This is a genomic window from Bifidobacterium pseudolongum subsp. pseudolongum DSM 20099 (assembly GCF_000771225.1).
Classification (GTDB): domain Bacteria; phylum Actinomycetota; class Actinomycetes; order Actinomycetales; family Bifidobacteriaceae; genus Bifidobacterium; species Bifidobacterium pseudolongum.
This window is the reverse complement of the sequence record NZ_JDTZ01000002.1, coordinates 178,544-200,845: the sequence shown is the minus strand read 5'-3', so window position 1 is coordinate 200,845 and position 22,302 is coordinate 178,544. Positions and strand designations below refer to the sequence as shown.

General features: G+C 65.0%; 16 protein-coding genes, 1 tRNA gene and 1 pseudogene. 11 read left to right on the top strand and 7 right to left on the bottom strand.

Translation table 11 applies throughout. From position 1 onward, the window contains the following. Positions 1-37 precede the first annotated feature (37 nt). The gene (locus OU02_RS08015; protein WP_238551877.1) at positions 38-865 is read right to left on the bottom strand and encodes an iron-containing alcohol dehydrogenase family protein; all 828 of its coding nucleotides are present in this window, start codon (positions 863-865) and stop codon (positions 38-40) included. Positions 866-1,444: 579 nt separating this feature from the next. Here OU02_RS08015 and OU02_RS00900 point away from each other — a divergent pair. From OU02_RS00900 to OU02_RS00875, 6 genes are all read left to right on the top strand, one after another. Continuing rightward, positions 1,445-1,939, top strand: a complete 495-nt coding sequence (locus OU02_RS00900; protein ID WP_033488341.1) for an S-ribosylhomocysteine lyase — start codon at positions 1,445-1,447, stop codon at positions 1,937-1,939. 91 nt (positions 1,940-2,030) lie between these two features. Beyond that, positions 2,031-2,555, top strand: a complete 525-nt coding sequence (locus tag OU02_RS00895; RefSeq protein WP_033488340.1) for a GNAT family N-acetyltransferase — start codon at positions 2,031-2,033, stop codon at positions 2,553-2,555. Between the two features lie 65 nt (positions 2,556-2,620). After that, positions 2,621-3,979 (top strand): alanine racemase, encoded by a 1,359-nt coding sequence (alr, locus tag OU02_RS00890; RefSeq protein WP_033488339.1) that lies wholly within the window; start codon positions 2,621-2,623, stop codon positions 3,977-3,979. A 605-nt stretch (positions 3,980-4,584) separates the two neighbouring features. Further along, positions 4,585-5,856 (top strand): deoxyguanosinetriphosphate triphosphohydrolase, encoded by a 1,272-nt coding sequence (locus OU02_RS00885; protein WP_033488338.1) that lies wholly within the window; start codon positions 4,585-4,587, stop codon positions 5,854-5,856. Between the two features lie 64 nt (positions 5,857-5,920). Further along, complete coding sequence (gene dnaG, locus OU02_RS00880; protein ID WP_033488534.1) at positions 5,921-7,972, top strand: DNA primase; 2,052 nt, start codon at positions 5,921-5,923, stop codon at positions 7,970-7,972. Between the two features lie 161 nt (positions 7,973-8,133). Next, entirely contained in the window at positions 8,134-9,327 is a 1,194-nt protein-coding gene (locus OU02_RS00875; protein WP_033488337.1) for an SLC13 family permease, read from the top strand. Between the two features lie 61 nt (positions 9,328-9,388). Here the strand turns inward: OU02_RS00875 and OU02_RS00870 are convergent. From OU02_RS00870 to OU02_RS00855, 4 genes are all read right to left on the bottom strand, one after another. Then, a tRNA-Arg gene (locus tag OU02_RS00870) sits at positions 9,389-9,461 on the bottom strand. A gap of 41 nt (positions 9,462-9,502) precedes the next feature. Then, entirely contained in the window at positions 9,503-9,949 is a 447-nt protein-coding gene (locus OU02_RS00865) for a DUF3021 family protein (RefSeq protein WP_033488336.1), read from the bottom strand. Positions 9,950-9,979: 30 nt separating this feature from the next. Next, the gene (locus tag OU02_RS08215; protein ID WP_051918176.1) at positions 9,980-10,462 is read right to left on the bottom strand and encodes a LytTR family DNA-binding domain-containing protein; all 483 of its coding nucleotides are present in this window, start codon (positions 10,460-10,462) and stop codon (positions 9,980-9,982) included. 141 nt (positions 10,463-10,603) lie between these two features. Beyond that, entirely contained in the window at positions 10,604-12,454 is a 1,851-nt protein-coding gene (locus OU02_RS00855) for a 1-deoxy-D-xylulose-5-phosphate synthase (protein WP_033488335.1), read from the bottom strand. Between the two features lie 188 nt (positions 12,455-12,642). On the opposite strand from OU02_RS00855, the gene OU02_RS00850 reads away from it, so the two are divergent. The 4 genes and pseudogenes from OU02_RS00850 to OU02_RS08990 form a co-directional block, all read left to right on the top strand. Next, the gene (locus OU02_RS00850) at positions 12,643-13,644 is read left to right on the top strand and encodes a zinc-binding dehydrogenase (RefSeq protein WP_033488334.1); all 1,002 of its coding nucleotides are present in this window, start codon (positions 12,643-12,645) and stop codon (positions 13,642-13,644) included. 106 nt (positions 13,645-13,750) lie between these two features. Beyond that, positions 13,751-14,248 (top strand): 5-(carboxyamino)imidazole ribonucleotide mutase, encoded by a 498-nt coding sequence (gene purE / locus OU02_RS00845; protein ID WP_022857801.1) that lies wholly within the window; start codon positions 13,751-13,753, stop codon positions 14,246-14,248. After that, positions 14,232-15,395, top strand: coding sequence for a 5-(carboxyamino)imidazole ribonucleotide synthase (purK, locus tag OU02_RS00840; protein WP_033488333.1), 1,164 nt, complete (start codon positions 14,232-14,234; stop codon positions 15,393-15,395). The genes purE and purK overlap by 17 nt, the downstream gene beginning before the upstream one ends. Positions 15,396-15,423: 28 nt before the next feature. Next, positions 15,424-15,816, top strand: a pseudogene (locus OU02_RS08990) (Fur family transcriptional regulator); the annotation flags it as partial. 2 nt (positions 15,817-15,818) lie between these two features. Here the strand turns inward: OU02_RS08990 and OU02_RS08010 are convergent. After that, positions 15,819-18,482, bottom strand: a complete 2,664-nt coding sequence (locus tag OU02_RS08010; protein ID WP_080720450.1) for a bifunctional lysylphosphatidylglycerol flippase/synthetase MprF — start codon at positions 18,480-18,482, stop codon at positions 15,819-15,821. Beyond that, on the bottom strand, positions 18,479-19,864 hold the full coding sequence (locus OU02_RS00830; RefSeq protein ID WP_051918177.1) for an alpha/beta hydrolase: 1,386 nt from the start codon (positions 19,862-19,864) through the stop codon (positions 18,479-18,481). Before OU02_RS00830 ends, OU02_RS08010 begins: the two co-directional genes overlap by 4 nt. 302 nt (positions 19,865-20,166) lie before the next feature. Here OU02_RS00830 and OU02_RS00825 point away from each other — a divergent pair, with 302 nt between their 5' ends. Then, a complete protein-coding gene (locus OU02_RS00825; RefSeq protein WP_033488531.1) occupies positions 20,167-22,236 on the top strand; it encodes an LTA synthase family protein in 2,070 nt (689 codons plus the stop codon). Positions 22,237-22,302: the final 66 nt, after the last annotated feature.

Below are 22,302 nucleotides of genomic sequence, written 5' to 3'. Positions count from 1 at the left end.
ATTGGTGGTAGGGGCGGCGTTGGGGCGTGTCCGGGCGTCAGGCGGCCTCGGCCGGGAACTCCTCCACCACACGCATGGCATCGACGAGCATCTGCGGCGTGGCGTTCGGCACGGCGGACAGGAATGTGGAATCCGGCTGCGTCGTGTATTCGGCCACCGTCCACAGGTTCTCGTCGGTGAACTCGATGTTCATCTGCTTCCAGGAGTGGGGCAGGCCAACGCTGTCGTAATAGGCGAGCAGCTGGCGTGCTTCGGCTTCCTTGCCCTCGGCCACGAGCTGCACGAGCACGCCGTACGCCACCTTGTCGCCGTGCATCGTGGCGGCGGAACCCGGCACCTGCGTCAGGCCGTTGTGCAGGGCGTGGGCGCCCGACACGCGGGCGCGCTCGCAGCCAAGGCCGCCGATGGTGCCGGCCAGTCCGATGATCGTGTCGATGAGCAGACGCACCTGCTCGTTGTCGTAGTCGCCGGCGCGCAAGGCCTTGAGGGCGTCTTCGCTGTGCTCGAGCAGGATGTCGTGGATCAGGCGCGCGGACTGGTAGGCGAGCTGGTCGAAGGCGCTCAGGTCGTTGGCGCGTTCGAGCACCGGCGCGCATTCGTACCACTTGGCGATTGTGTCGCCGATGCCGCCCACCATCTTCTCGGCGGGCGCGCGCGAGATGAGCGCGGAATCGACAATCATCGCCACACTGTTGCGGCCGTGCAGCGGCGAGCCCACATAGCGGTGCTCGTCGTCGTAGTTCACCGAGAACGGCGTGTATGCGGCGCACGCGCAGGCGAGCGTCGGCACCATGACCAAATCCACGTTGAGCAGTTCGGCCACGTTCTTGGCGGTGTCGGCGAGCTTGCCCGCGCCGATCGCCACGATCGCATCGGCGTCGAGCGCGCGCCTGCTCGGCGAGTTCGCGCGCGTTGCGCTCCGTCGCCGAACGGTCGTAGCGCAACGCCGGGGCGAAGAACCCGTCCGCGCCGGTGTAGTCGAGGAACGCCTGGGCGGACAGTTCGCCGGTCACGATGACCGGGTGCGCGTAATCCTCGAGGTAGCGTTCGATGTTCTTGGCGGATCCAGGTTCGCTGATGTAGCGGTTGGGGCCGGGGTGGACGTCGGTGACGCGGTTGAACGTTGCCATACCGTGAAGCTCCTTTGATAAGACATGCAGGCGACTGGTATGGGCCAGCCGCCTGCTGATCGCCTCAAAGGAGCATGCGCGCGACCGGCCACATTGTCGGCCAGTGTACTATTGCTTCACTGTTGGCGAACACTCTGTCTCACTGGGCAGTCATACGAGCGTCTCGAGCGTGCGCATCGCCTCGATGATCCGCCCAGGCGTGGCGCCGAATCTGACGACCAAGCCGACGCCGTGCGGCACTGGGTGGCGCGCGGACGGCGGAGTAGAGTGGGAATCCGGTGCAACGCGCGCCGCCCAGCAGCAAAGGATGAGCCATGACGGAAGAACAGACCAGCAAGCCGCGCCCGGAAAGCTTCGAACTCGACCACACCAAGGTCAAGGCCCCGTATGTGCGGTTCATCGACACGCAGACCGGCCCCAACGGCGATGTGATTTCGAACTACGACCTGCGCCTTGTGCAGCCGAACGAGAACGCGATCCCCACGGCGGGCCTGCACACGATTGAGCACACGATCGCCGTGCTGCTGCGCGAGCGCATCCCCGGCTACATCGACTGCTCGCCGTTCGGGTGCCGCACTGGTTTCCATCTGATCACATGGGGGGAGCATTCGCCCGAGGACGTGGCGAAGGCGCTCAAGGAATCGTTGGAGTTCATCGCGTTCGAGGCCGAGTGGGGCGACGTGCCGGCCACCACGGTAGAAAGCTGCGGCAACTACCGCGACCATAGCCTGTTCACCGCGAAGGAATGGGCCAAAGACATCCTGGACAAGGGCATTAGCTCCGATGCCTTCGAGCGCAAGGTCGTCTGAGCTGATGCCATGGGCGATGTACGCATATATGCGTATATATGTATAACTACGCATATATGCAACCGTCCGCCGCAATCGTCGAGGAGTACAGATGTCGAATGCCCCATCGCGCCGCTTCCGCCACGCCACCATGCAGGACTACCCGCAGATGGAGCGCATCTACGCGCACGCCCGTGAGCTCATGGCGCGCAACGGCAACCCGACGCAATGGGGCAACACCTTCCCACGCCCCGAAGTGGTGCGCGACGACATCGCCAACCACCGTACGATCCTGCTCGTGGACGATGCGGGCGGCCACGAGCGCATCCTCGCGCAATTCGCCGTCTGCCCCGGACTCGACCCGACCTATGGGTCGATCGAAGGCGCATGGCTCGACGACGACGCGTACGTGACGATCCACCGCATCGCCTCGTCCGGTCTGGTGCGCCACGCCGCGCGCGACTGCATCGAATGGGCGCTCAAGCACTACGGCAATGTGCGTGTGGACACCCATCCCAACAACAAGGCTATGCAGCACGTGCTCGAATCCAGCGGTTTCGCGCGTTGCGGGCTGATCCAGCTCATCGACCGCGACGAAGACACCACACGCATCGCCTACCAGCGCCACGAATGGTGAACCACGGCGCAAAGTCCGCGGCGCGCGTATCCCATTCGTCACACGGCTGAGGCACAATACCACCTATGAGCGCGCATACTGTTGAAAAATGGCCGTTTTCCAACCCCCAAGGCGAAGCGAACTACCACGCCGCCCTCCGCGCATACCCCGCACAGGCGATTGTGGACCTAGCCGCGATCCGAGACAACATGCGGCATCTGGTGAGCGTGGCCGGCGCATCCGGCGGGCGGACCGAGGTCATGGGCGTGGTCAAGGCGGATGCCTACGGCCATGGGCTTGTGCCGGTCGCGCTCGCCGCGCTCGCCGGCGGCGCCACCTGGCTCGGCACGGCACAGGCGCGCGAGGCGCTGCTGTTGCGCGCCGCCGGCATCGGGCCGGACCGTGCGCGCATCCTCACATGGGTCAACAATCCGCTGTGCGCACCATACGACGAACTGATCGCCAACGGCATCGACCTGTCCGTGGCCACCCTGACCGCCGTCGAGCACATCGCCGCCGCAGCCCGCGCCACCGGCCGGACCGCCCGCGTGCACATCAAAGTGGACACCGGCTTCGGGCGCAACGGCTTCACGCTCGAGCAATTGCCCCGCGCAATCGCCGCACTGCGCCCGCTCATCGACGAGGGTGTGTTCGATGTGGTGGGGCAGTGGAGCCACCTTGCCGTGGCCGACGCGCCACAGGACGCCGGGTTCGTGCACGAAACCGACATGCAGATCGAACGGTTCGAACAATTCACGAGCGAGCTGCGCGCCGCTGGCATCAATCCGCGTGTGCGCCATCTGGCGAACACAGCGGCCACGCTCACCCGCCCGCAGATCCATTACGACCTGGTGCGCCCCGGAGTCGCGCTGTACGGGTATGAAGCGGACCCGGCGATGGGCGCCCCGGGCGACTACGGGCTGACTCCGGCCATGACATTGCAGGCGCAGCTGAGCTCCGTCAAAGACGTGCCCGCCGGTAGCGGACTGTCGTACGGACGTGTCTATCTGACCGACGAACGCACGTCGGTCGCGATCGTGCCGGTCGGGTACGCCGACGGCATCCACCGCTCCGCCTCCGGATTCGACGAGGCGGGCGCGCGCCACGAATACAAACCCGGCGGCCCCTTGCGCGTCGAGACGGTGCACGGTCCCAAACTCATGCGCGTGAGCGGACGTGTGTGCATGGACCAGTTCATCATCGACCTGCACGGCTCCGCGCAGGAGCTCGGCGTGCACATCGGCGACACCGTACGCCTGTTCGGCCCAGGCGCCGGCGAAACGGCCGCCGAACCGACCGCCGACGATTGGGCGCGCGCGGCCGACACGATCAGCTATGAGATCTTCACCTGCCTGCGCAACCGCGTGCCGCGCCTGTATCTGCACGCGCACGATGTGCTGGCACCGGACGACGTGGCACGCCTCGATCCCCGGTCATTGCTGTAGAGGCACCCGTGCGCGCTAGGCTGTGCGTCAAGGAGTGATTTGCGGCATCGCTCTACCGGCACAAGGCATGCGCATGGGTGGAATGTCTTGAGTATGGCGCTGGTTTGCCGTTGACGTCATAGCCGGAGGACAGCCGTCTGTAATCGTCCGGAATCCTTTGGCGGCAGTGGTTTTCGCGACTCCTGTGGCATGCCAACTGTCCGGAATCACCTGTTTTGTGCGATTTCGCCGTTTACGTCACCGTTTTCGCCGTTATCGTCATCAATCCGGCAAAAAAGTGACGATAACGTCGAAAACAGTGGCACAAACGGAGAAAACGGTGACATAAACGGCGAAAACAGCTCGGCCGGCTGGACAACCTACGCGGTATATCGCCTTGGCCTTCGCCAACATCGACGATCGCACCCGCCGAAACCCATCCACAGGAGCCAGCCCAAGGGTATCCTTACCAGCCACCTTGAGGAGATCCGCATACACGCGTACTTCGGCAACAACTACCGGGCGGACCGTACGGCGCGTAAACTGAATTCCGGTTCGCTACGGCATCCGGCTGCGGACCCCGCCGTTAACCCGTTCTTCCACCATCCGTTGAAGAGGTGATACTCATGACAGGGCACGACACACGCCGTGACTACAGCGCGCATGATGAGGAACGGTGGGCGCCCGAGGACCCCAAATCCGGCGACCGCACCGCGTTCGAACGTGACCGCGCGCGGCTGATCCACTCGTCGGCATTGCGCCGCCTCGGCGCGAAAAGCCAGATCCTCATGGCAGGCACCGACGACTTCGCGCGCACACGCCTGACCCACACACTCGAAGTGGCGCAAATCGGCCGGCAGATCGCGCAGATGTTCGGCTGCGACCCCGACGTGGTGGACTGCGCATGCCTAGCACACGACTTGGGGCACCCGCCGTTCGGGCACAATGGTGAGCACGCGCTCGCGCGGATCGCCGAGCCGATCGGCGGATTCGAAGGCAACGCGCAGACGCTGCGCATCCTGACGCGCCTGGAACCGAAGGTGTTCTTCCACGACGGCCGTTCCGCAGGCGTCAATCTGACGCGCGCGTGTCTTGACGCCTCCGTCAAATATCCATGGGACTACGCGCACGCCGACGACCACCCGAAAGGGGAGCGCAGCCGCAAATTCGGTGTGTATCCGAGCGACGAACCCGCGTTCCGTTGGCTGCGGCAGGGCGCGTCCGGCACGGCGACGCCGATGGAATGCCAGATCATGGACCTGAGCGACGACATCGCCTACAGTGTGCACGACGTGGAGGATGCGATCGCGACCGGCGCATGCGACCCGGCGCAACTGCGTGACGCGCGCGTGCTTGACGCGGTCGTGGAGCAGGTCCTGACATGGTATGGGCGGCAATGGGACCCGGACGAGCTGCTCGCCGCCTTTGGTCGCCTGCAACGCCGCCACACGTTCCCCGAACGTTTCGACGGCTCGCGGCATGCGTTGGCACAGCTCAAGAACGTGACGAGCACGCTGATCGGCACCTTCGCGCACAGCGTGGAAGCCGCCACACGCGATACCTACGGCACGGGGCCGTTGGTGCGCTACCGCGCGAACGTGATGGTGCCGCCGCACACGCGCTACGAGATCCTGGCGCTCAAAGGCATCGCCGTGCACTTTTTGATGGAACCGCGCGAACATTCGCCGTTGCATGGTGAAGAGCAGCGGATCATCACTGATCTGGTCGACGTGCTGATGGCGGATGCGCCCCAGCCGTCGCTCGCGCTCGAACCGGTGTTCTGGGAGGATTGGGCGAATGCCGAAAGCGACGGCGAACGGCTGCGTGTGGCGGTCGACCAAGTGGCGAGCTTGACTGACGGATCGGCCATGACCCTGCACGAACTGCTGTGCTCATAGCGTGCAGGGGCGGCTGCCTCCGTGGGCGTTGTGCCATGTGGGGCCGCCTGATATGCTGTGCACCATGGCGGGCATGATTCACAAAGAAGACATTGAGAAAGTACGCAATGCGGCCGATCTGTACGAGATCGTCTCCGCCACTGTGGCGTTGAAACCATCCGGCATCGGGTCGTATGTGGGCCTGTGCCCGTTCCACGACGAGAAGACCCCCAGCTTCAGTGTGCGCCCCGCGATGGGCGTATGGCACTGTTTCGGCTGCGGCCGCAGCGGCGACGTATTCAAATACGTCGAAGAGCAGGAGAATATCGATTTCCGTGAGGCGGTGGAACTGCTCGCCGACCGCTACCACATCGAACTGCATTACGACAAGACCGGCAATACGCCCGAAACCAAAGGCTCCAAGCGCACGCGCCTACTTGAGGCGAACGAGGAGGCCCAGCGCTTCTTTGTGGAGCAACTGGTGACCGACGAGGCCCTGCCCGCCCGCAAACTGCTCGCCGGCCGTGATTTTTCGCAGGTCGACTGCGCGCGGTTCGGCTGCGGTTACGCGCCGCGCGGATGGGACAATCTGGTGCGCCACTTGGCCGACAAGGGGTTCACACAGCAGGAGATGCTCGACGCCGGCTTGGCCCGCCAAGGCCAGCGTGGCGTCTATGACTATTTCCGTGGGCGCGTGACGTGGCCGATCCGCGACTCCACCGGCCGCACTTTGGGGTTCGGCGCGCGCAAGCTGTATGACGACGACCAGATCAACGCGAAATACATCAATACGCCAGATACGCAGCTCTACCACAAGAACCAAGTGCTCTACGGCATCGACCTGGCCAAGAAGCAGATCGTGGACAAACGCCAGGTGGTGATCGTGGAAGGTTACACCGACGTGATGGCCATGCACTTGGCGGGCGTCGACACCGCGATCGCCACATGCGGCACCGCATTCGGCGACGAGCACGCCAAGATCGTGCGCCGCCTGATCGCCGACGATTCGCTCGGCGCAGTGCAGTTGCGTGGCCCGCTCAACGTGGAGGGCCAGCAGTTGAGCTCGCGCATCGTCTTCACCTTCGACGGGGACGCGGCCGGTCAGAAGGCCGCACTGCACGCCTTCGGCCTTGACTCATCGTTCCTTACGCAGACCTTCGTGGCCGTGGCGCCAGACAATCTGGACCCGTGCGACCTGCGCATCGAGCGCGGCGACGACGCGCTGCGCCAACTCATCACCAACGCGAAACCATTGTTCGACTTTGTGATCGACACGGCGATCGACCGTTTCGCCACCACCTACACCACTGGTCAGATGGGCGCGGTCAAGGCGGTCGCGCCGCTCATCGCGCAGATCCGCGACGAATCATTGTGGGACCTCTACGCGCGCAAAGTGGCCCGGCGTATCGGCGTGGAACTCGACGTGCTGCGCAACGAGGTGCGCGCGGCACGCCGGCAGCTGCGTGTGCGCAGCGACGACGCGTATGCGCCGAAACGCCGCTACGAGCAGCCCGAACGTGAGCAGCGGGCGCCCGCACCCGAACAGGCGCACCGCATGGAGGCCGCGAACGCGCAACGGCAGTCGTTCTACCGCATCCAGGACCCCGTGTTCATCTGCGAGCAACAGTTCATGGCCACGTTGATCCAGATTCCACGCGCAATCAACCCCGAGCTGTTCCGTGCGCTGACGGTGCACTGCTTCCAGACCCCAGTGTTCCAGACCTTGTTCCAGGCGATTGAAGTGGCGGGCGGCCTGCCGGTCGAATCGATCTCGCAGGGGCTGTGGCTGCACAACCTCACCAAAGCCGGCGGCCCCATGCTCTCGTCCGCAATCACCGAACTCGCGGTGATGCCGCTGCCGCTGCTGATGCCGGCCACCGCGGCGCACAACGACGAGCACGGCGCGCCGGCCGCGCAGCCGTTGCGCGAGGCAAGCGCGGAAGAGCGGCAGTATGCGAACCAGCTGCTCGCCAAACTGCTCGACGTGGGGTACATGCGGCGCATCGACGCCACCAAACACCGCATGGCGCGCACAGCGGACACGCAGGAGCAGATCAGGCTGCTTTCGGTGATCACCGAGACCGAAAAGGAACGCAAGGACCTGCAATCACGGATCTTCGGCGGCAACATCGGCTAGGATGCGCATTGGGCGAACGGTCGGAAACCAACGGCAATGATTCCAAGAGCTCAGGTGGTGCAATGGGCGTGCGCGGTCGGCCCGGTGACCACGCCGAACCGTTGCAACGGCGGCTTTTCGTGTAGGATGGTACCGTTTTACACATTCTTCCTGGAGGCTGAATGCGGCAACGGGTGCTGACCTTCCTGCGGAGCGAGACCATTCTGATCGTCGCGACGCTTCTGGCAATAATATCCTGTTTCATCGTGCCGCCCGACGGGCAGTATGGCGGCTATGTGCACGTCAGCACGATCTCGCAGCTCGTGTGCCTCATGCTTGTGGTGGTCGGGTTCCAGCGCATCGGCGTGTTCCGCATCATCGGGTCGAGTCTGCTCCACCGCGTGCACACGGCGCGCGGTGTGGTGCTCACGTTCATCGCGCTCACGTTCATCTCGGCCATGTTCATCACGAACGACGTGGCGTTGCTCACCTTCGTGCCGTTCGCGCTCGCCGTGCTGGTGATGGCGCATATGGAAGACAAGGCGATCATCGTGTGCGCGCTGATGACGGTCGCTGCCAACACCGGCAGCATGCTCACGCCGGTCGGCAACGCGCACAACCTGTATTTCAAGGCGCTCACCGGCATGTCCACTGGGCACTTCCTGCGCATCATGGCGCCGTATTCCATTCTCGCGGCCGTACTGCTCGTCGTCGTCACCTGCGTGGTGTTCCGCGGCCGGCGCATCGCCGAATTCGATGGCATGGACAGCAAAGGGTTCGAACGCGGTGTGCTCGCCCCGGACCCGACGCGCCACCAGCCCGACGAGATCAAGGTGACCGGATACGGCGCCGGCTATGGCGGCTGGCGGGCGATCGTGTACACGGGCGTATTCGTGGTGTGCGTGCTTGCGGTGAGTGACATGGTGCCGCTGTGGGTCATGTGCGCGGTCACGTTCGTGGCGATGGTCGTCTGCGACCGCGGGTCGTTCCGCCACGCCGATTGGGCGCTGCCGCTCACCTTCATCATGTTCTTCGTCTTCATCGGCAACATGAAGCGTGTGCCGGAGTTTGCGGGTATCGCGCAGGCGTTCGTGGGCCAGCATCCGCTCGAAGTCTCCATCATCTCAAGCCAGATCATCAGCAACGTGCCGGCGAGCCTGTTGCTCTCCGGTTTCTGCGACCAGTGGGTGCCGCTGATCATCGGCACCAACATCGGCGGCATGGGCACGCTGATCGCCTCGATGGCCTCGCTGATCACCTACAAGAACTACACGCGCCAATACCCGCGGAACAAGGGGCGCTACCTTGGCGTGTACACGGCGATCAGCGTGATGTTCCTGCTGTTGATGTACGGCTTGGCCGTCATCATCGAATAGGCACCTGATGCAGGCGCGCGGCCCGCACCGGATGTAGGTGCAGGCCGCGCGTAGCCACGGGTGCCCCCAGCCGGACTCGAACCGGCAACCTGCGGATTAGAAGGCCGACGCTCTATCCATTGAGCTATGGAGGCAACGTACAGTTACGCTACTAGGCTCGTTGGACGCGCCCGGTTCAGCGGCCGCCGCGACCTGCCTGCCGGCGTTTGAGCTGCGCGTTCATCTTGCGCACATTGCCGCGGAACACGAACCCACAGATCGCGCTGATGACGGCGGTGCAGGCGAGCATGGCCACGATGGACCAGACCACGGCGGAAGCGCCGTATTGCCGTGGAATCCAACCCATCCACCATGCCGCCGCCGTGTACATCAGCGTGCCGGGCACCAGTGCGATCAGCGCCTTGGCCCATGTGGCGAGCCGGTCGTTGGTCCAGACCACCGCAGGCGCACCGTAGCCGATGCCGCACAACAGCACGACGCCGAACTGCTTGACGAGCATCGCGCCCGTCTCGCCGCCCATCGCCAGACCGGCCACAGCGGAGAACGCCATGGCGAGGAACGCCGCGATGCCGATGCCTGTGGCCGTGTAGACGGCCATCGTCTTGCCAATGGTGTGATTCATGATGACTCCTTAGATGCAGGTGCGCACCCGTCATGCGCGCCCCATGCCGATCGCCTGTTTGAACGCGCCCAGAAAACGCCGCGAGATCCATTCCACCGACCCGTCGACCATCTGCACGCTGAGCGCACCGCCGAACCCCGGTTCGATGCGGTCGATCGCGTCGATGTTCACGATCGCGGATTTGCTGATGCGCACGAACCCCTCGCCGAGCGTGGATTCCAATTCGTAGAGCCGGTTGTTCGACCGCAGTTCGCCTTTGGCTGTGATGAGCTGCACGTGGCCGCCGTCCATGTGCGCGATGTACACGTCGGCCACCGGCACCACGACGATGCTGCGGCCGCGCGTGCCGACAACGGCGTGGTGCGGGCCCGGCTGCAGTTCCACGACGGTCGAATCGCGGCCGATGCCGGCGAGCGCGTCGACCGCCTGCTGCAGTTCCTCGGTGAGCGCGCGGGCGCTGATGCGCGCATGGTCGGCCTCAATCGTGGGCCTGATCGACAGTTCGACTCGCACGGTTCCTCCTCTCTTGCGGGCTATGCCCCGGCAAGAGCCAATCTACCGCCGTGGCGCGTTGCGACCCGCGCGCGTGCCGGCAAGCGGTCGGTTTGGCGCGGTAAGCGGTAGGGGAGTGCGCTTGAAGTGCGGATATGCGGTTCAGCGCAGCACGCTGCGGATGCGCGCGGTGACCGCTTCGCACGTCAGCCCATACCGGCTGTTGAGTGTGGCGAGCGGCGTGCGGTCGGTGAACGCCTTGTCCGCGCCGAAATTGAGCGTGCGCATGCCCGATCCGGGCATCATGTTCGCGTAGAACGCGGTGATTTTCTCACCCCAGCCGCCTTCCAGCTGCGCGTCTTCGAGCGTCACCACAAGCGTGTGGTCGCTCGCAAGCGCGCGCAGGGTGCTTTCGTCGAGTGTGGAGAACTGCAGTGGGTCGATCAGTGTGGCGTGGACCGGGGCGGTGGTGTCGCTCGCAAGCGCGCGCACCACTTCACGTGCGAGCGGGTAGGCGTTGCCCAGACCAAGGACCGCCACCGTGTCGCCTGCTTCGGCGACATGGTAGCCGCACCACGGGTTGTTCGCGTCGGTGGCCTGTGGTTCGACCGTGGCGTTGGGGTCAAGGGTGCCGGCGCGCTCGCCGCCCAGGATCTGGTTGCCGGGCACACGGATCAGCACCGGGCGGCTGTTGCGCTCGCTCGTGGACCAGGCGAGCATGTCGAGGAACATCTGCCGTGAGGTGGGCGCCAGGCACATCAGGCCGGGGATGTTGCCGAAGAACGGCACGTCGAATGCGCCGGAATGGGTGTTGTCGGCGTCGCTCAGGCCGGCGCCGAACGAGAGGAGCGTCACCGGGGTGCCGTTGAGCGCCACCTCTTGCTGCACCTGGTCGAATGTGCGCTGGAAGAACGTGGCGGATGTGGCCACCACGGGCCGGCCGCCGGCTTTGGCGATGCCGGAGGCGAACGCGACCGCGTGCTCTTCGGTGATGCCGGTGTCTACATAATGCGGACCCGCCTGTGCGCGGAACGCGTGGGTGATGCCGTTCGATCCCGGCGTGGCCGGCGAGATGACGACGAGCCCGGGTTCGTGCTCGAAGCGCGCGGCGAGTGCATCCATGGCGAGCGCACCGTAGTATTTGCGCGCGCCCAACGGGCTGCCATCCTGCGCGAAGGGGTTCTGCCAATGGTTCTCTTCGCACTGGCCTGCGTGCAAGCCGTGGCGTGCGTCCTCGGCGTCGAGCCCCAGGCCCTTGGTGGTGTGCACATGCAGCACGACCGGGTGGTCGATGTCTTTGATCTCGCGCAGTGCCTCGATCATGGTGTGCACGTCGTTGCCATGCTCCACATAGCGGTAGTCGAGGCCAAACACGGTGAACAGGTTGCGGTCGCTGCGGCCGTGGGACGCGCGCATCTCGGCGAGCGTCGCATACATGCCACCATGGTTCTCTGCGATCGACATCTCGTTGTCATTGACGATGATGATGAGGTTGCCGCCCTGCTCGGCGGCGTTGTTGAGCCCCTCGAACGCGATGGCCGAGCTGAGCGCGCCGTCGCCGATCACGGCGATCACGTTGCGTGTCTGCGGCACGGCGCCGGTGGCGGCCACCATGTCGCGTTCCTTGGCAAGGCCGCATGCCAGCGAGATGGATGTGCCGGTGTGGCCGAGCACGAAATGGTCGTGTTCGGATTCGGCCGGGTTGGTGAAGCCGGTGACCGAGCCGAACAGTTCGGCGTTGAGGAACGCTTCGGCGCGGCCAGTGAGCATCTTGTGCACGTAGCTTTGGTGCGAGACATCGAACACGATCTTGTCGAGCGGGGAGTCGAACACCACATGCAGCGCCACGCTTGTCTCCACCAGACCGAGATTGGAACCGATATGGCCGCCCGCTCGCTTGCCGAACTCCACAAGCGTTTCGCGGATCTGTGCGCAACACTCGTCAAGCTGGCGATCGTCAAGCCGTTGCACGTCCGCGGGGGAATGCAGGGTAGCCAAAATGTCGCAGGTCATCGCCTTATCCACGTCCTTCCCGGTTCCCGCGTGGGGCCCTTTGCGTGTCCATATTATAGTGGGGTAAGCGATTATGCTCACAACGGTGTCAGACAAGGGCACCCGCGTAAGCGAGATATGTACCGAAAAGCCTGTGTTCGGCACCCTATCTCGCTTACGCGGGTGCCCATACAAGATAGGGGACCATTATGCAAGCCGTGTATGCCGCATCCGTCAATGCCTCCGACCCGCTCGCCGCGCTCGAAATAGGCGATGTGCCGCCAATCGAGCTGCCTGCCGGCTGGGCGCGTATCGCCGTGCGCGCCACCACGGTGAACCACCATGACATATGGTCGCTCAAGGGCGTGGGGTTATCCGCCGCACAGACACCGATGATCCTCGGCACCGACGTGTGCGGTGTGCTGCCTGAGGATCCGGTGGGGGACACCGGGCTGCATGCCGGCAGCGAGGTTGTGGCATACACCGTCGTCGGGTCCGACGGCGCCGGCGTGCTGCCGGGCGAACGACGCAGCATCCTGTCGGAACGCTACCCGGGCACGATGGCCACCACCACGCAGGTGCCCGCGGCGAACCTGTTCGCCAAGCCGGCCAATCTGAGCGCCGAAGAGGCGGCCGTGCTCGGCACCAGTTGGCTCACGGCCTACTCGATGCTGTTCTCGCGCGAACACGGCGCGCAGGTGCAGCCCGGCGACAGCGTGCTGATCCAAGGCGCCGGCGGCGGCGTCTCCACCGCGGCGACGATGCTGGCGCACGCCGCCGGCCTCGAGGTGTTCGTCACCTCGCGCAGCGACGCCAAACGCAGCCGCGCGGCCGCACTCGGCGCGCACGCCACGTTCGAACCCGGCGCACGTCTACCGCACAAAGTGGACGCCGTGCTCGATTCGGTCGGTTCGGCCACATGGAGCCATTCGATCAAATCGGTGCGCCCCGGCGGCACCGTCGTCACATGCGGCGCCACAAGCGGCGACCAGCCGGGCGCGGAGCTCACGCGCGTGTTCTTCCAGGACATCCGCATCCAAGGCAACACGATGGGCTCGCGCGGGGATTTCGCACGCCTGCTGCGCTTCGTGGAACACGCCGACCTGCATCCGCCGATCGACGCCGTATACGCCGCGGCCGACGCACGTGCCGCCTTCGGACGCGTGATCGCCGGCGACGTGTTCGGCAAGGTGGCGCTCACCTTCGCCTGACGGCAGCGCCAATATCTGAGATGGGCCGCCATGCGTGCCCGTCTGCGCCCGCCGCGTGGCGTACAGTAGTGGCGTACACACCACACCTTCTCGCGTAAGGAAGCAAATGACAGCCAGTACTCCGCAAGTGGCCGTGATCATGGGATCGGCCAGCGATTGGGACACGATGAAGCACGCATGCGCCATGCTCGACCAGTTCACGGTGCCGTACATGAAGCAGGTCATCTCGGCGCACCGCACCCCGGAGCTCATGGGCGAATTCGCGCACAACGCGCGCGCCAACGGCATCAAGGTCATCATCGCCGGCGCCGGCGGGGCCGCGCACCTGCCCGGCATGGTCGCCGCGCAGACCACGCTGCCCGTCATCGGCGTGCCGGTGCAGTCCCACGCGCTGTCGGGCTGGGATTCGCTGCTATCGATTGTGCAGATGCCCGGCGGCATCCCCGTGGCCACCACGGCGATCGGCAAATCCGGCGCCACGAACGCGGGACTGCTCGCCATCAGCATGCTGAGCATGACCGACGAGCGCCTCGCGAACGAACTGCAGGAGTACCGCGACGACCTCAAGCAGAAGGTGGATGAATCCAATGCCAAGCTTGTCTGACGAAACCAACGGCGCGCTCGCCGCCCTCGAGCCGGGCATGACAATCGGCATCGTGGGCGGTGGCCAGCTCGGCCGCATGATGGCGCTGAGCGCCAAATACATGGGGTTCCGCGTGGGCGTGCTCGACCCGACCGACGATTGCCCCACCGCGCAGGTGGCGGACTTCCAGATCGTGGCAGACTACGACGACACCGCGGCAATCCGCGCGCTCGCCGACCACAGCGACGTGTTGACGTATGAATTCGAGAATGTCGACGCCGACGCGCTCGATGCGGTGCGCGACCGTGTGGCGATCCCACAGGGCACCGACCTGTTGCGCGTGACGCAGAACCGCATCGCCGAAAAGACGTTCATCAACGACCATGGCATCGGCACCGCGCCATGGCGCGCCGTGCAGTCGCGCGGTGAGCTCGACGCGGCGCTCGCCGAGATCGGCTACCCGGCCGTGCTCAAGACGAGCGAAGGCGGCTATGACGGCCACGGGCAGATTGTGCTGCACAGCGAGGATGATCTTGCACAGGTGTGGGCCGCCGACGAATTCCCGCAGGCGATTCTCGAGGGGTTCGTCGATTTCGCGTACGAGGCGTCGATCCTGGTGTCGGGCGACGGCGAACATTACGTCACGTTCCCGGTGGTGCGCAACATTCACCGCAACAACATCCTGCACATGACGCTCGCGCCGGCCGAGGTCGGCACGGCGCTCGAGGAATCCGCACGCGCGCTCGCCATCGAGCTGGCGCGCGGGTTCAGGCTCGCCGGCACGCTCGCGATCGAGCTGTTCGTGACAAACGACGGCGGCGTGCTGGTGAACGAGCTGGCGCCGCGCCCGCACAATTCGGGGCACTACACGATCGAGGCGTGCTCGTCCGACCAGTTCGACACGCATATCCGCGGCATCGCCGGCTGGCCGCTTGAGCAGCCGCGCCTGCTGAGCCCGGCCGTCATGGTCAATGTGCTCGGGCAGCATGTGGCGCCCACGCGCGCCGCACGCGCCAACCACCCCGAGTGGCATATGCACGATTACGGCAAGGCGCAGGTCAAACACAACCGTAAGATGGGGCACATCACCGTGCTGACCGACGACCCCGCACGCACGGCGGCCGACCTTGAGGCCACCGGCTGCTGGAGCGGTGAAAGCGGTCAGTAGCGTCGCCGACACAACGGAAAGGAGCACCGTGGCCGCACAGAGTGGGCGCAACACACGCCAGAAAGACGTCATCCGTGAGGCGTTGGGGGCGTGCGACGTGTTCATTTCGGCGCAAGCGCTCCACCAACGGCTTGTGGACGGTGGCGAGCATATCTCACTCGCCACCGTCTACCGCCGTCTCAACGCGATGGCCGACAGCGGTCAGGCGGACACCGTACGCATGAACGGCCAGCAGATGTTCCGCCTATGCGGCGATGAACGCCACCACCACCATCTGGTCTGCGTCGCGTGCGGCAGAACCGTGCAAATCGACCCCCCGAGCGAGACGTGGCTGCGGTCGATCGCCGAGGATCACGGGTTCACGGTCGAATCGCACACACTCGAAGTGTTCGGGCTGTGCGCGCAGTGCCGCGCCGCCCGCGCTCAGTCGGACGGCGCGGACGCAGTCGACGACGCGGATGCCGGCGCAGCGGTCGATGCGGAGGCATCGTCCTTCGGCTTGAACGACGAAAGCATGCCGAGCGCCTCGCGGAACGTGAGCGATGGCAGGTAGGCGCGGATGATCGCGATCGCCAGGTTCGGCAGCAACGCCGAATCGCGGTAGCAGATGTACACCGGCCGTTGGATCGGCTGGAACTTGAGCTTGAACCGGTACAGCGACTTGAACCCGTACGCCGGCTCCAGCAGGTCGGCCACAAGTGCGAGCGAATGCTGCAGCACCGTGGTGCCGTCGATGTTCGACGTGTCGTCGCTCGTGGCGTCCGACGAATGCTGCAGGCCGCTGAGCGGCGCCGCTGATAGGCTGACAAACCGCACCTGCTCGTCGGGGTGCGCTTCGCCCCAATCGTGCATGCGCTGGGCCATACGCGCGATGAGGAACTCCATGATGCCGTTGTAGCTGCCATGGTTGTAGCGCATGAAGTCGAGCGTCCAACCGATCACATGGCCGCCGCGCCACGTGGGCAGCCAACTCGTGACGGCCTGCACCACACCGTCGCCGTCGATCGCGTAGAGGATCTTGACACGGGGGTCCTTCAATTCCTCCACGCCGCCGAGCGTGAACTTCATCTCAGGCAGCGCCTTGCCCTGCGACCACTGTTCGGAAATGCCCTCAATCTGCGACTGCACGTCAGTCGGCGCCTCGTCGAACGTGGTCATCACATCGACGATGCCTTCGCGCTTCGCCTTGTTGATGGCGGTGCGCACATCCTGCCACTTCTTGCCGGTCGTCTTCCACGCCTGCGGGTCGATAAGCATCTCTTCGCCCACCATGATCGAATGCCAGCCCTGCTCCTGCAGGTAGTCCTTCTGCTCTTCATGCACCGCGTAGAACACCGGCGCCCACGTATGGTCACTGCAGAAGCGCGAGAAATCGTCCAGATCGCTGAACCATTCTTCCGGGTCGCCGAACGGGCCGGTCGTGGTGAGCGCGATGTGGTTGAGCACACGGTAGGCCACCGCTGAACGGCCGGTGGGGGAAAGCCAGTATTCGTTGCCTTCCCACGTGGCCATGAAACTCATCGATTCGCCGCCATGCTCCACAAGCGTCTCGGCCTGTTCGTGCGCCGCGTGGTCGTAGTCGATCGACGAGCGCAGCCATGCGAGCGAGACCACGAGCAATACGAGCCAGAACACCATGCCCACCCCCTGGTAGATCACCGAGGCGAGCGCCGTGGCCGGCGCGAAGGTCAGTGAGGTGGCCGCAAGATAGCCCGCCGGCAGCAGACGCGCCGGCAGGTCCTCGAACAGCATACGCGCGTCAGGGTGCGGCACGAAGTCCTGCGCGTGCGTGAAGCCGAACACCAGATAGACGGTCAGGCACACAAGCAGCGTCACAATGAGCACCGTGACGCTCAAGCTCAACGTGCGGCGGTGGGTGCGCACCGAGAAATTGCGCAACGCCACGCCGAGGGCAATCGCGTAGATCAGCGGCACGAGCACATTGACCGCGCATGTGAGCAGCGTGCCCGGCGGCAGCGCAGCCGACGCATTGCCATCGACCGGTGCGAAGAAACTGCGGATCGGCACGATTAGGTAATAGACCACGGCGGTGAGCGCGGTCAGCGCATAGAAGACAATGCTCGCCACCGCGGCGGCGCGCCTGCCCAACATGACGCCCCAGGCGAGCGTGAGCATGACGAGGACGCACAGCACCGACCGCACCACGTCGCCGGGGAACAGGCCCGCGGTGAACGAGTTCTGCTGGAAGCAGCCGAGCGAGGCCCCGCCGTTGAGGCATGCCGCGAGGCGGCTGGAATGCGTCGACCCCGGGCCCATGATCCACGCGAGCGAGGTGAGCGGGCCGGCATGGATGCGCGAAGTGGCGGTGACGACCGGCCCGAGTGCGAGCACAAAGCCGATCGCACCCAAGATGCGCCGTTTTTCGCGCGACGAACTGTACTGCCAATGCCACTGTTCGGATTCATGCGGGCGCCCGGCGATCGCCGTGCCGATCAGCTGGCCGGCCACGGCGGCGATGAGCGTGCAGTAGTCGCCGGGATTGCCTCCGTACAGGATCACCACGAGCACGGCGGTGTAGCCGATGAGGCGCACGCGGTGGCGCCACAGCGCGTAAGAGAACGCAGTGGAGGCCATCAGCGCGCCTGCCACCAGTGTCACCGGGCTCAACGAGAACACGATCTGCGAGGTCAGCGCGCGGTCGCCGAACAGGGTGCTGATGCCCGCGCACAACAGCAGGCCGCCGCCGATGCCAATGACCGCGCTGCCCAACGAGACGAGCGTTGTGCGCATGGCGCCCATGCGCGGCTCGGCCACACACAGTACGCATAGGATGAGCACCGCCTCGACGATGAGCTGGAGCACCCCGCGCGTCAACACGAGCGAGGGGAGCAGGCGCGCCAGGTCGAACGCCCCCAGCGTGGTGCTCAGCTCGGCATAGGGCAGGCTCTTGTGCTGTACCGCGTAGAACAGCCACCAGCACAGGTTGATGGCCCCGAACCCGGCGGTGACCCAGAGCGCGAACCGCTGCTCATGCACCCATTGGCGCAGGTCGGCGAGCAGCTGCGCGCCGACGCCGCTGCCGGTACGGCGTTGTGGCCGTGCCTTGGATGATTGGTTGGCATTCACTGGAGTACCTCAACTTTCTGTGCGTGGTCGTGTGCATAGTCTTCGAATGCAGCGGGCGTGGCGTCTAGGCCCATGCGGTCGCACAGCCAGGGGAGCGCCACCGCGAACGTGGCGTTGACGGCGCGCCAATCATGCCCGCTGCCGGCGGCCTTGACCATGTGCACGGTCCAGCCCGCCTCGCGCGCCGCCTCGCCGATCGTGACCACATTGGCCAACGACGTGTGATCACGCGCACCCGCGCCGAGGATCATGACCTGGCGTGACGGCGCGTGCGCCTTGATCGCGTTCACTGGCACCTGCCTGTCGTATGCGGCTTCGTCACCGCCGAAGTAGTCGCTGATCATCGATTGCCTGCTGCCGGCGGTGGGGGCGAGTTCGCCGTCCACCGCGAGCACGTTGCCGTAGACCGTAGGGAAGTTCGGCGCCAGCTGTGTGGAGCAGGTGGCGCCTTGCGAGAATCCGCCGATCACCCAGTCGGCCGCATCGACGCTTGCCGGCAGGGTGGCTCGGATCCAATCGGGCACATCCTGGGTCAGATAGGTCTGCGCCTTGCCTACTTTGATGGTGTCGGCGCACAGGCTGTTGGTCATCATGCCGGTGTTCTGGTCCGGTGAGACCACAATCGGTGCCAACCCGTTGTGCTCACGCGCATATCGCGTCAGTATGGCGACCGCATTGCTCGCGCTAAAGAACCGTGTGGGGCTGCCCGGTTGACCCGAAAGCATGACGAGCACGGGCAGCACAGGCGGATGGGCCGCGAGCGCCGCTGGCGGCAGCCAGACGACGGCGTGGCGCGCCCGGAACCCCGAGCGCGTGGCGGGAATCGTGGCGCTGAACAGCTTGCCTTCCGTCTCCGGGCGCACAGACCCGGAGCGCACTTGGGCGTTCCATTGCGCCACGCTGACCGTGGCGCGTGAGACATGCGCCGAATCGAGCGGCGGATACGGGGAGTAATCCACAAGACTGCCCACGGTCTGGAATTCACCGTAGATCGCGTTGATACGCAATCCCGCACCGAGCACAGTGAATGGCACCATGGCAATCGCGAGCACGCGCTTCCACCCGCGCGTCATCACCGCGGCGGCGATGAACGCGCCGGCCAGAAAGAACCCGCCGGCTGCGGCCCCGATCACCTCCCAGCCGAGCTCCACACCGAACAGCACAATGCCGTCGGAGATGAACCACGTGATGGCGCCGCCCGCACACGCGCAGACGAGCGCGGCCACCGCCTGCTTGACCACGTTGCGGCGCTTGCCGGCGGCGATCTGCGCGGCGGCGAGCGCCACAAGCCCCACACCGAGCATCGCCCACACGGCATAGGGGAGCCACCCGTGGGTGATACGGGTCTGGTACACCGCGTCCCAGCCTGTGGCCTGCACCATATTCGCTCCTGCCTTCTTCCCTGTATGCACTTCGATAGTCGCACGAACGGCGTCACCGCGACGCTGGGTACCGCGCAGCGCGAACATGGCCGCGACGATGGCCCAGCGCCGGTATTTCCATGAGCTAAGCCGATTGTCAGCTTGGTGGAGGAAAATGGGGCGGCGACACACAACATACACATGACTAACGGCACCCGCATACCATTGCCGTTCACGGATTTGGAGCGACCCACATCGTGCACAACGAACCCCATGCGTTGAATGATCCATCACAAGACACCACACCGGCATCCAGCCCGTCCATGCCAGCGGCGGCGGCCACCACGGACGTGGAGGAACTGCGCATCACCACCGTCGACCCCACGAAGACCCCGAAGCCCAGACACCGCGCTTGGCCCAGCTGGCTGTACGCGGTCGTGTTCATCGTCGTCGACTTCCTCGCGCTCGCGATCCTGCAGTATGGCGTCACGCAGTCGTCGACGCGCGTGCAGCTGTCCAGCTCGCTCGACAGCCTCGGCACGATGATCGGCAAAATGGGCCAGGGCAACTTCGTGCTTCTGCTCAACATGCTCGCCATCGGACTCGTGTATCTGATTCTGCTCATGGTGAGCAACCGGTTCTGGGTGGCCTCACCGATACTGCTGTGCCTCGCCGCGGTCATCGCCGCCATTGAGAAGCTCAAGATCAGCGCGCGCTACGAGGTGATCCTGCCCTCCGACCTGAACTTCCTCAAAGGCAACACCGGCGACGTGATGAGCTTCCTGCCGCCCGAGGCGCCCGCGGTCATCGGCATGGCGGTGGGCGTGTGCGTGCTGGCGGTTGCCCTGTCGATCGTCTGCGCGCACTTCGACGGAAGGCATGGCTCGATGATCCGTGGCGGCAACAAGCCGCTTGGCGCGGGCCTGCGCGTGCTGTTCACCGTGCTGCCCGCGCTCGCGATCGCCCTGTATGTGGGCAGTGTGGGCACCGTGGACTCGTGGGGCTACCGGGTGTCACGCGGCATGGGCGACAAGCCGTCGATGTGGGATTCGGTCTACGACGCGCAGCGCAACGGCCCGGTCGTCTCGTTCCTGCGCCAGATCGACCCCAAGGTTATGGACGAGCCCACCACCTACAGCGAGGCCACGATGCGGCAGATCGCGGAACGTTACCGCAAGAGCGCGGCGGACATCAACAAGACGCGTGAGCGTTCGCTCACCGACAGCACGGTGGTGTATGTGCTGTCCGAATCGTTCTCCGACCCCACACGCGTGCCCGGCGTGCAGCTCAACGCCGACCCCATGCCCGCCATCCGGCAGGTGAAGGGTGAGACCACGTCCGGCCTCATGCTCAGCTCCGGGTACGGCGGCGGCACCGCGAACATGGAATACATGGGGCTCACCGGCTTGAGCATGGCCAACTTCGACTCCTCGCTCACGAGCCCGTACCAGCAGCTGCTGCCCGGGGCGTGCTGGGCGCCGAGCGTGAACCAGCTGTGGGGCGCGCCCGAATACTCGATCGGCCTGCACCCGTACGAGCCGAGCATGTACTCGCGCGAGGCGAACTACAAGAAGCTCGGCTTCTCGCACTTCTACGCGCTCAAGGGCGACGACATCATCGCGCATCAGGACAAGATCGACAATTCGCCGTACGTCTCCGACGAGGCGACCTACCAAAGCACGGTCGAGGAGATCAAGAAGACCGACGACAACCAGTTCCTGCAGGTGATCACCATGCAGAACCACATGCCATACAACGACTGGTACAAGAACAACGAGTTCACGGTGAGCGACTCCGCCGACGCCGAGCACCCGCTCACCGACAAGGAGAAGGAATCGATCCGCACCTACGCCAAGGGCATGGAGCTGACCGACGAAGCCACCAAGCAGTTCCTCGAAGAGCTCGATGCGATCGACAAGCCGATCACCGTCGTGTTCTACGGCGACCATCTGCCCGGCGTCTACAAGACCGCCGGGGCCGATGAGAAGAACTCGATCGCACTGCACCTGACCGACTACTTCATCTGGTCGAACCAGGCGAGCGAAGTGCAGGGCACCAAGCTCGACGACAGCGCCTACACCTCACCTAACTTCTTCATCGCGCAGGCCGCCGAACAGATGGACGCGAAAGTGAGCCCCTATCTGGCGTTCCTGACCGACATGCACGGGCATATCGCCGCCATGGAGCCACCGGTCGTCAACACCATCCAAGGTTGGGACCGCATCCCCGAAGGGCAGGCGATCTACCTGAACCAACAGGGCGAGCCGATGAGCGTGGCCGACATGGATGCGGCCACGAAACAGCTGCTCGAGGATTACAAGCTGATCCAATACGACATCACGGCCGGCAACAACTACCTCAAAGACATGGAGTTCATGGAACTGCCGAAGTAAGGCCAGCAATCGCCTTTTCGCGGCGCACCATGGCCGGGTAGCAGCCGCCGGCCAGAGTCCTCTGAC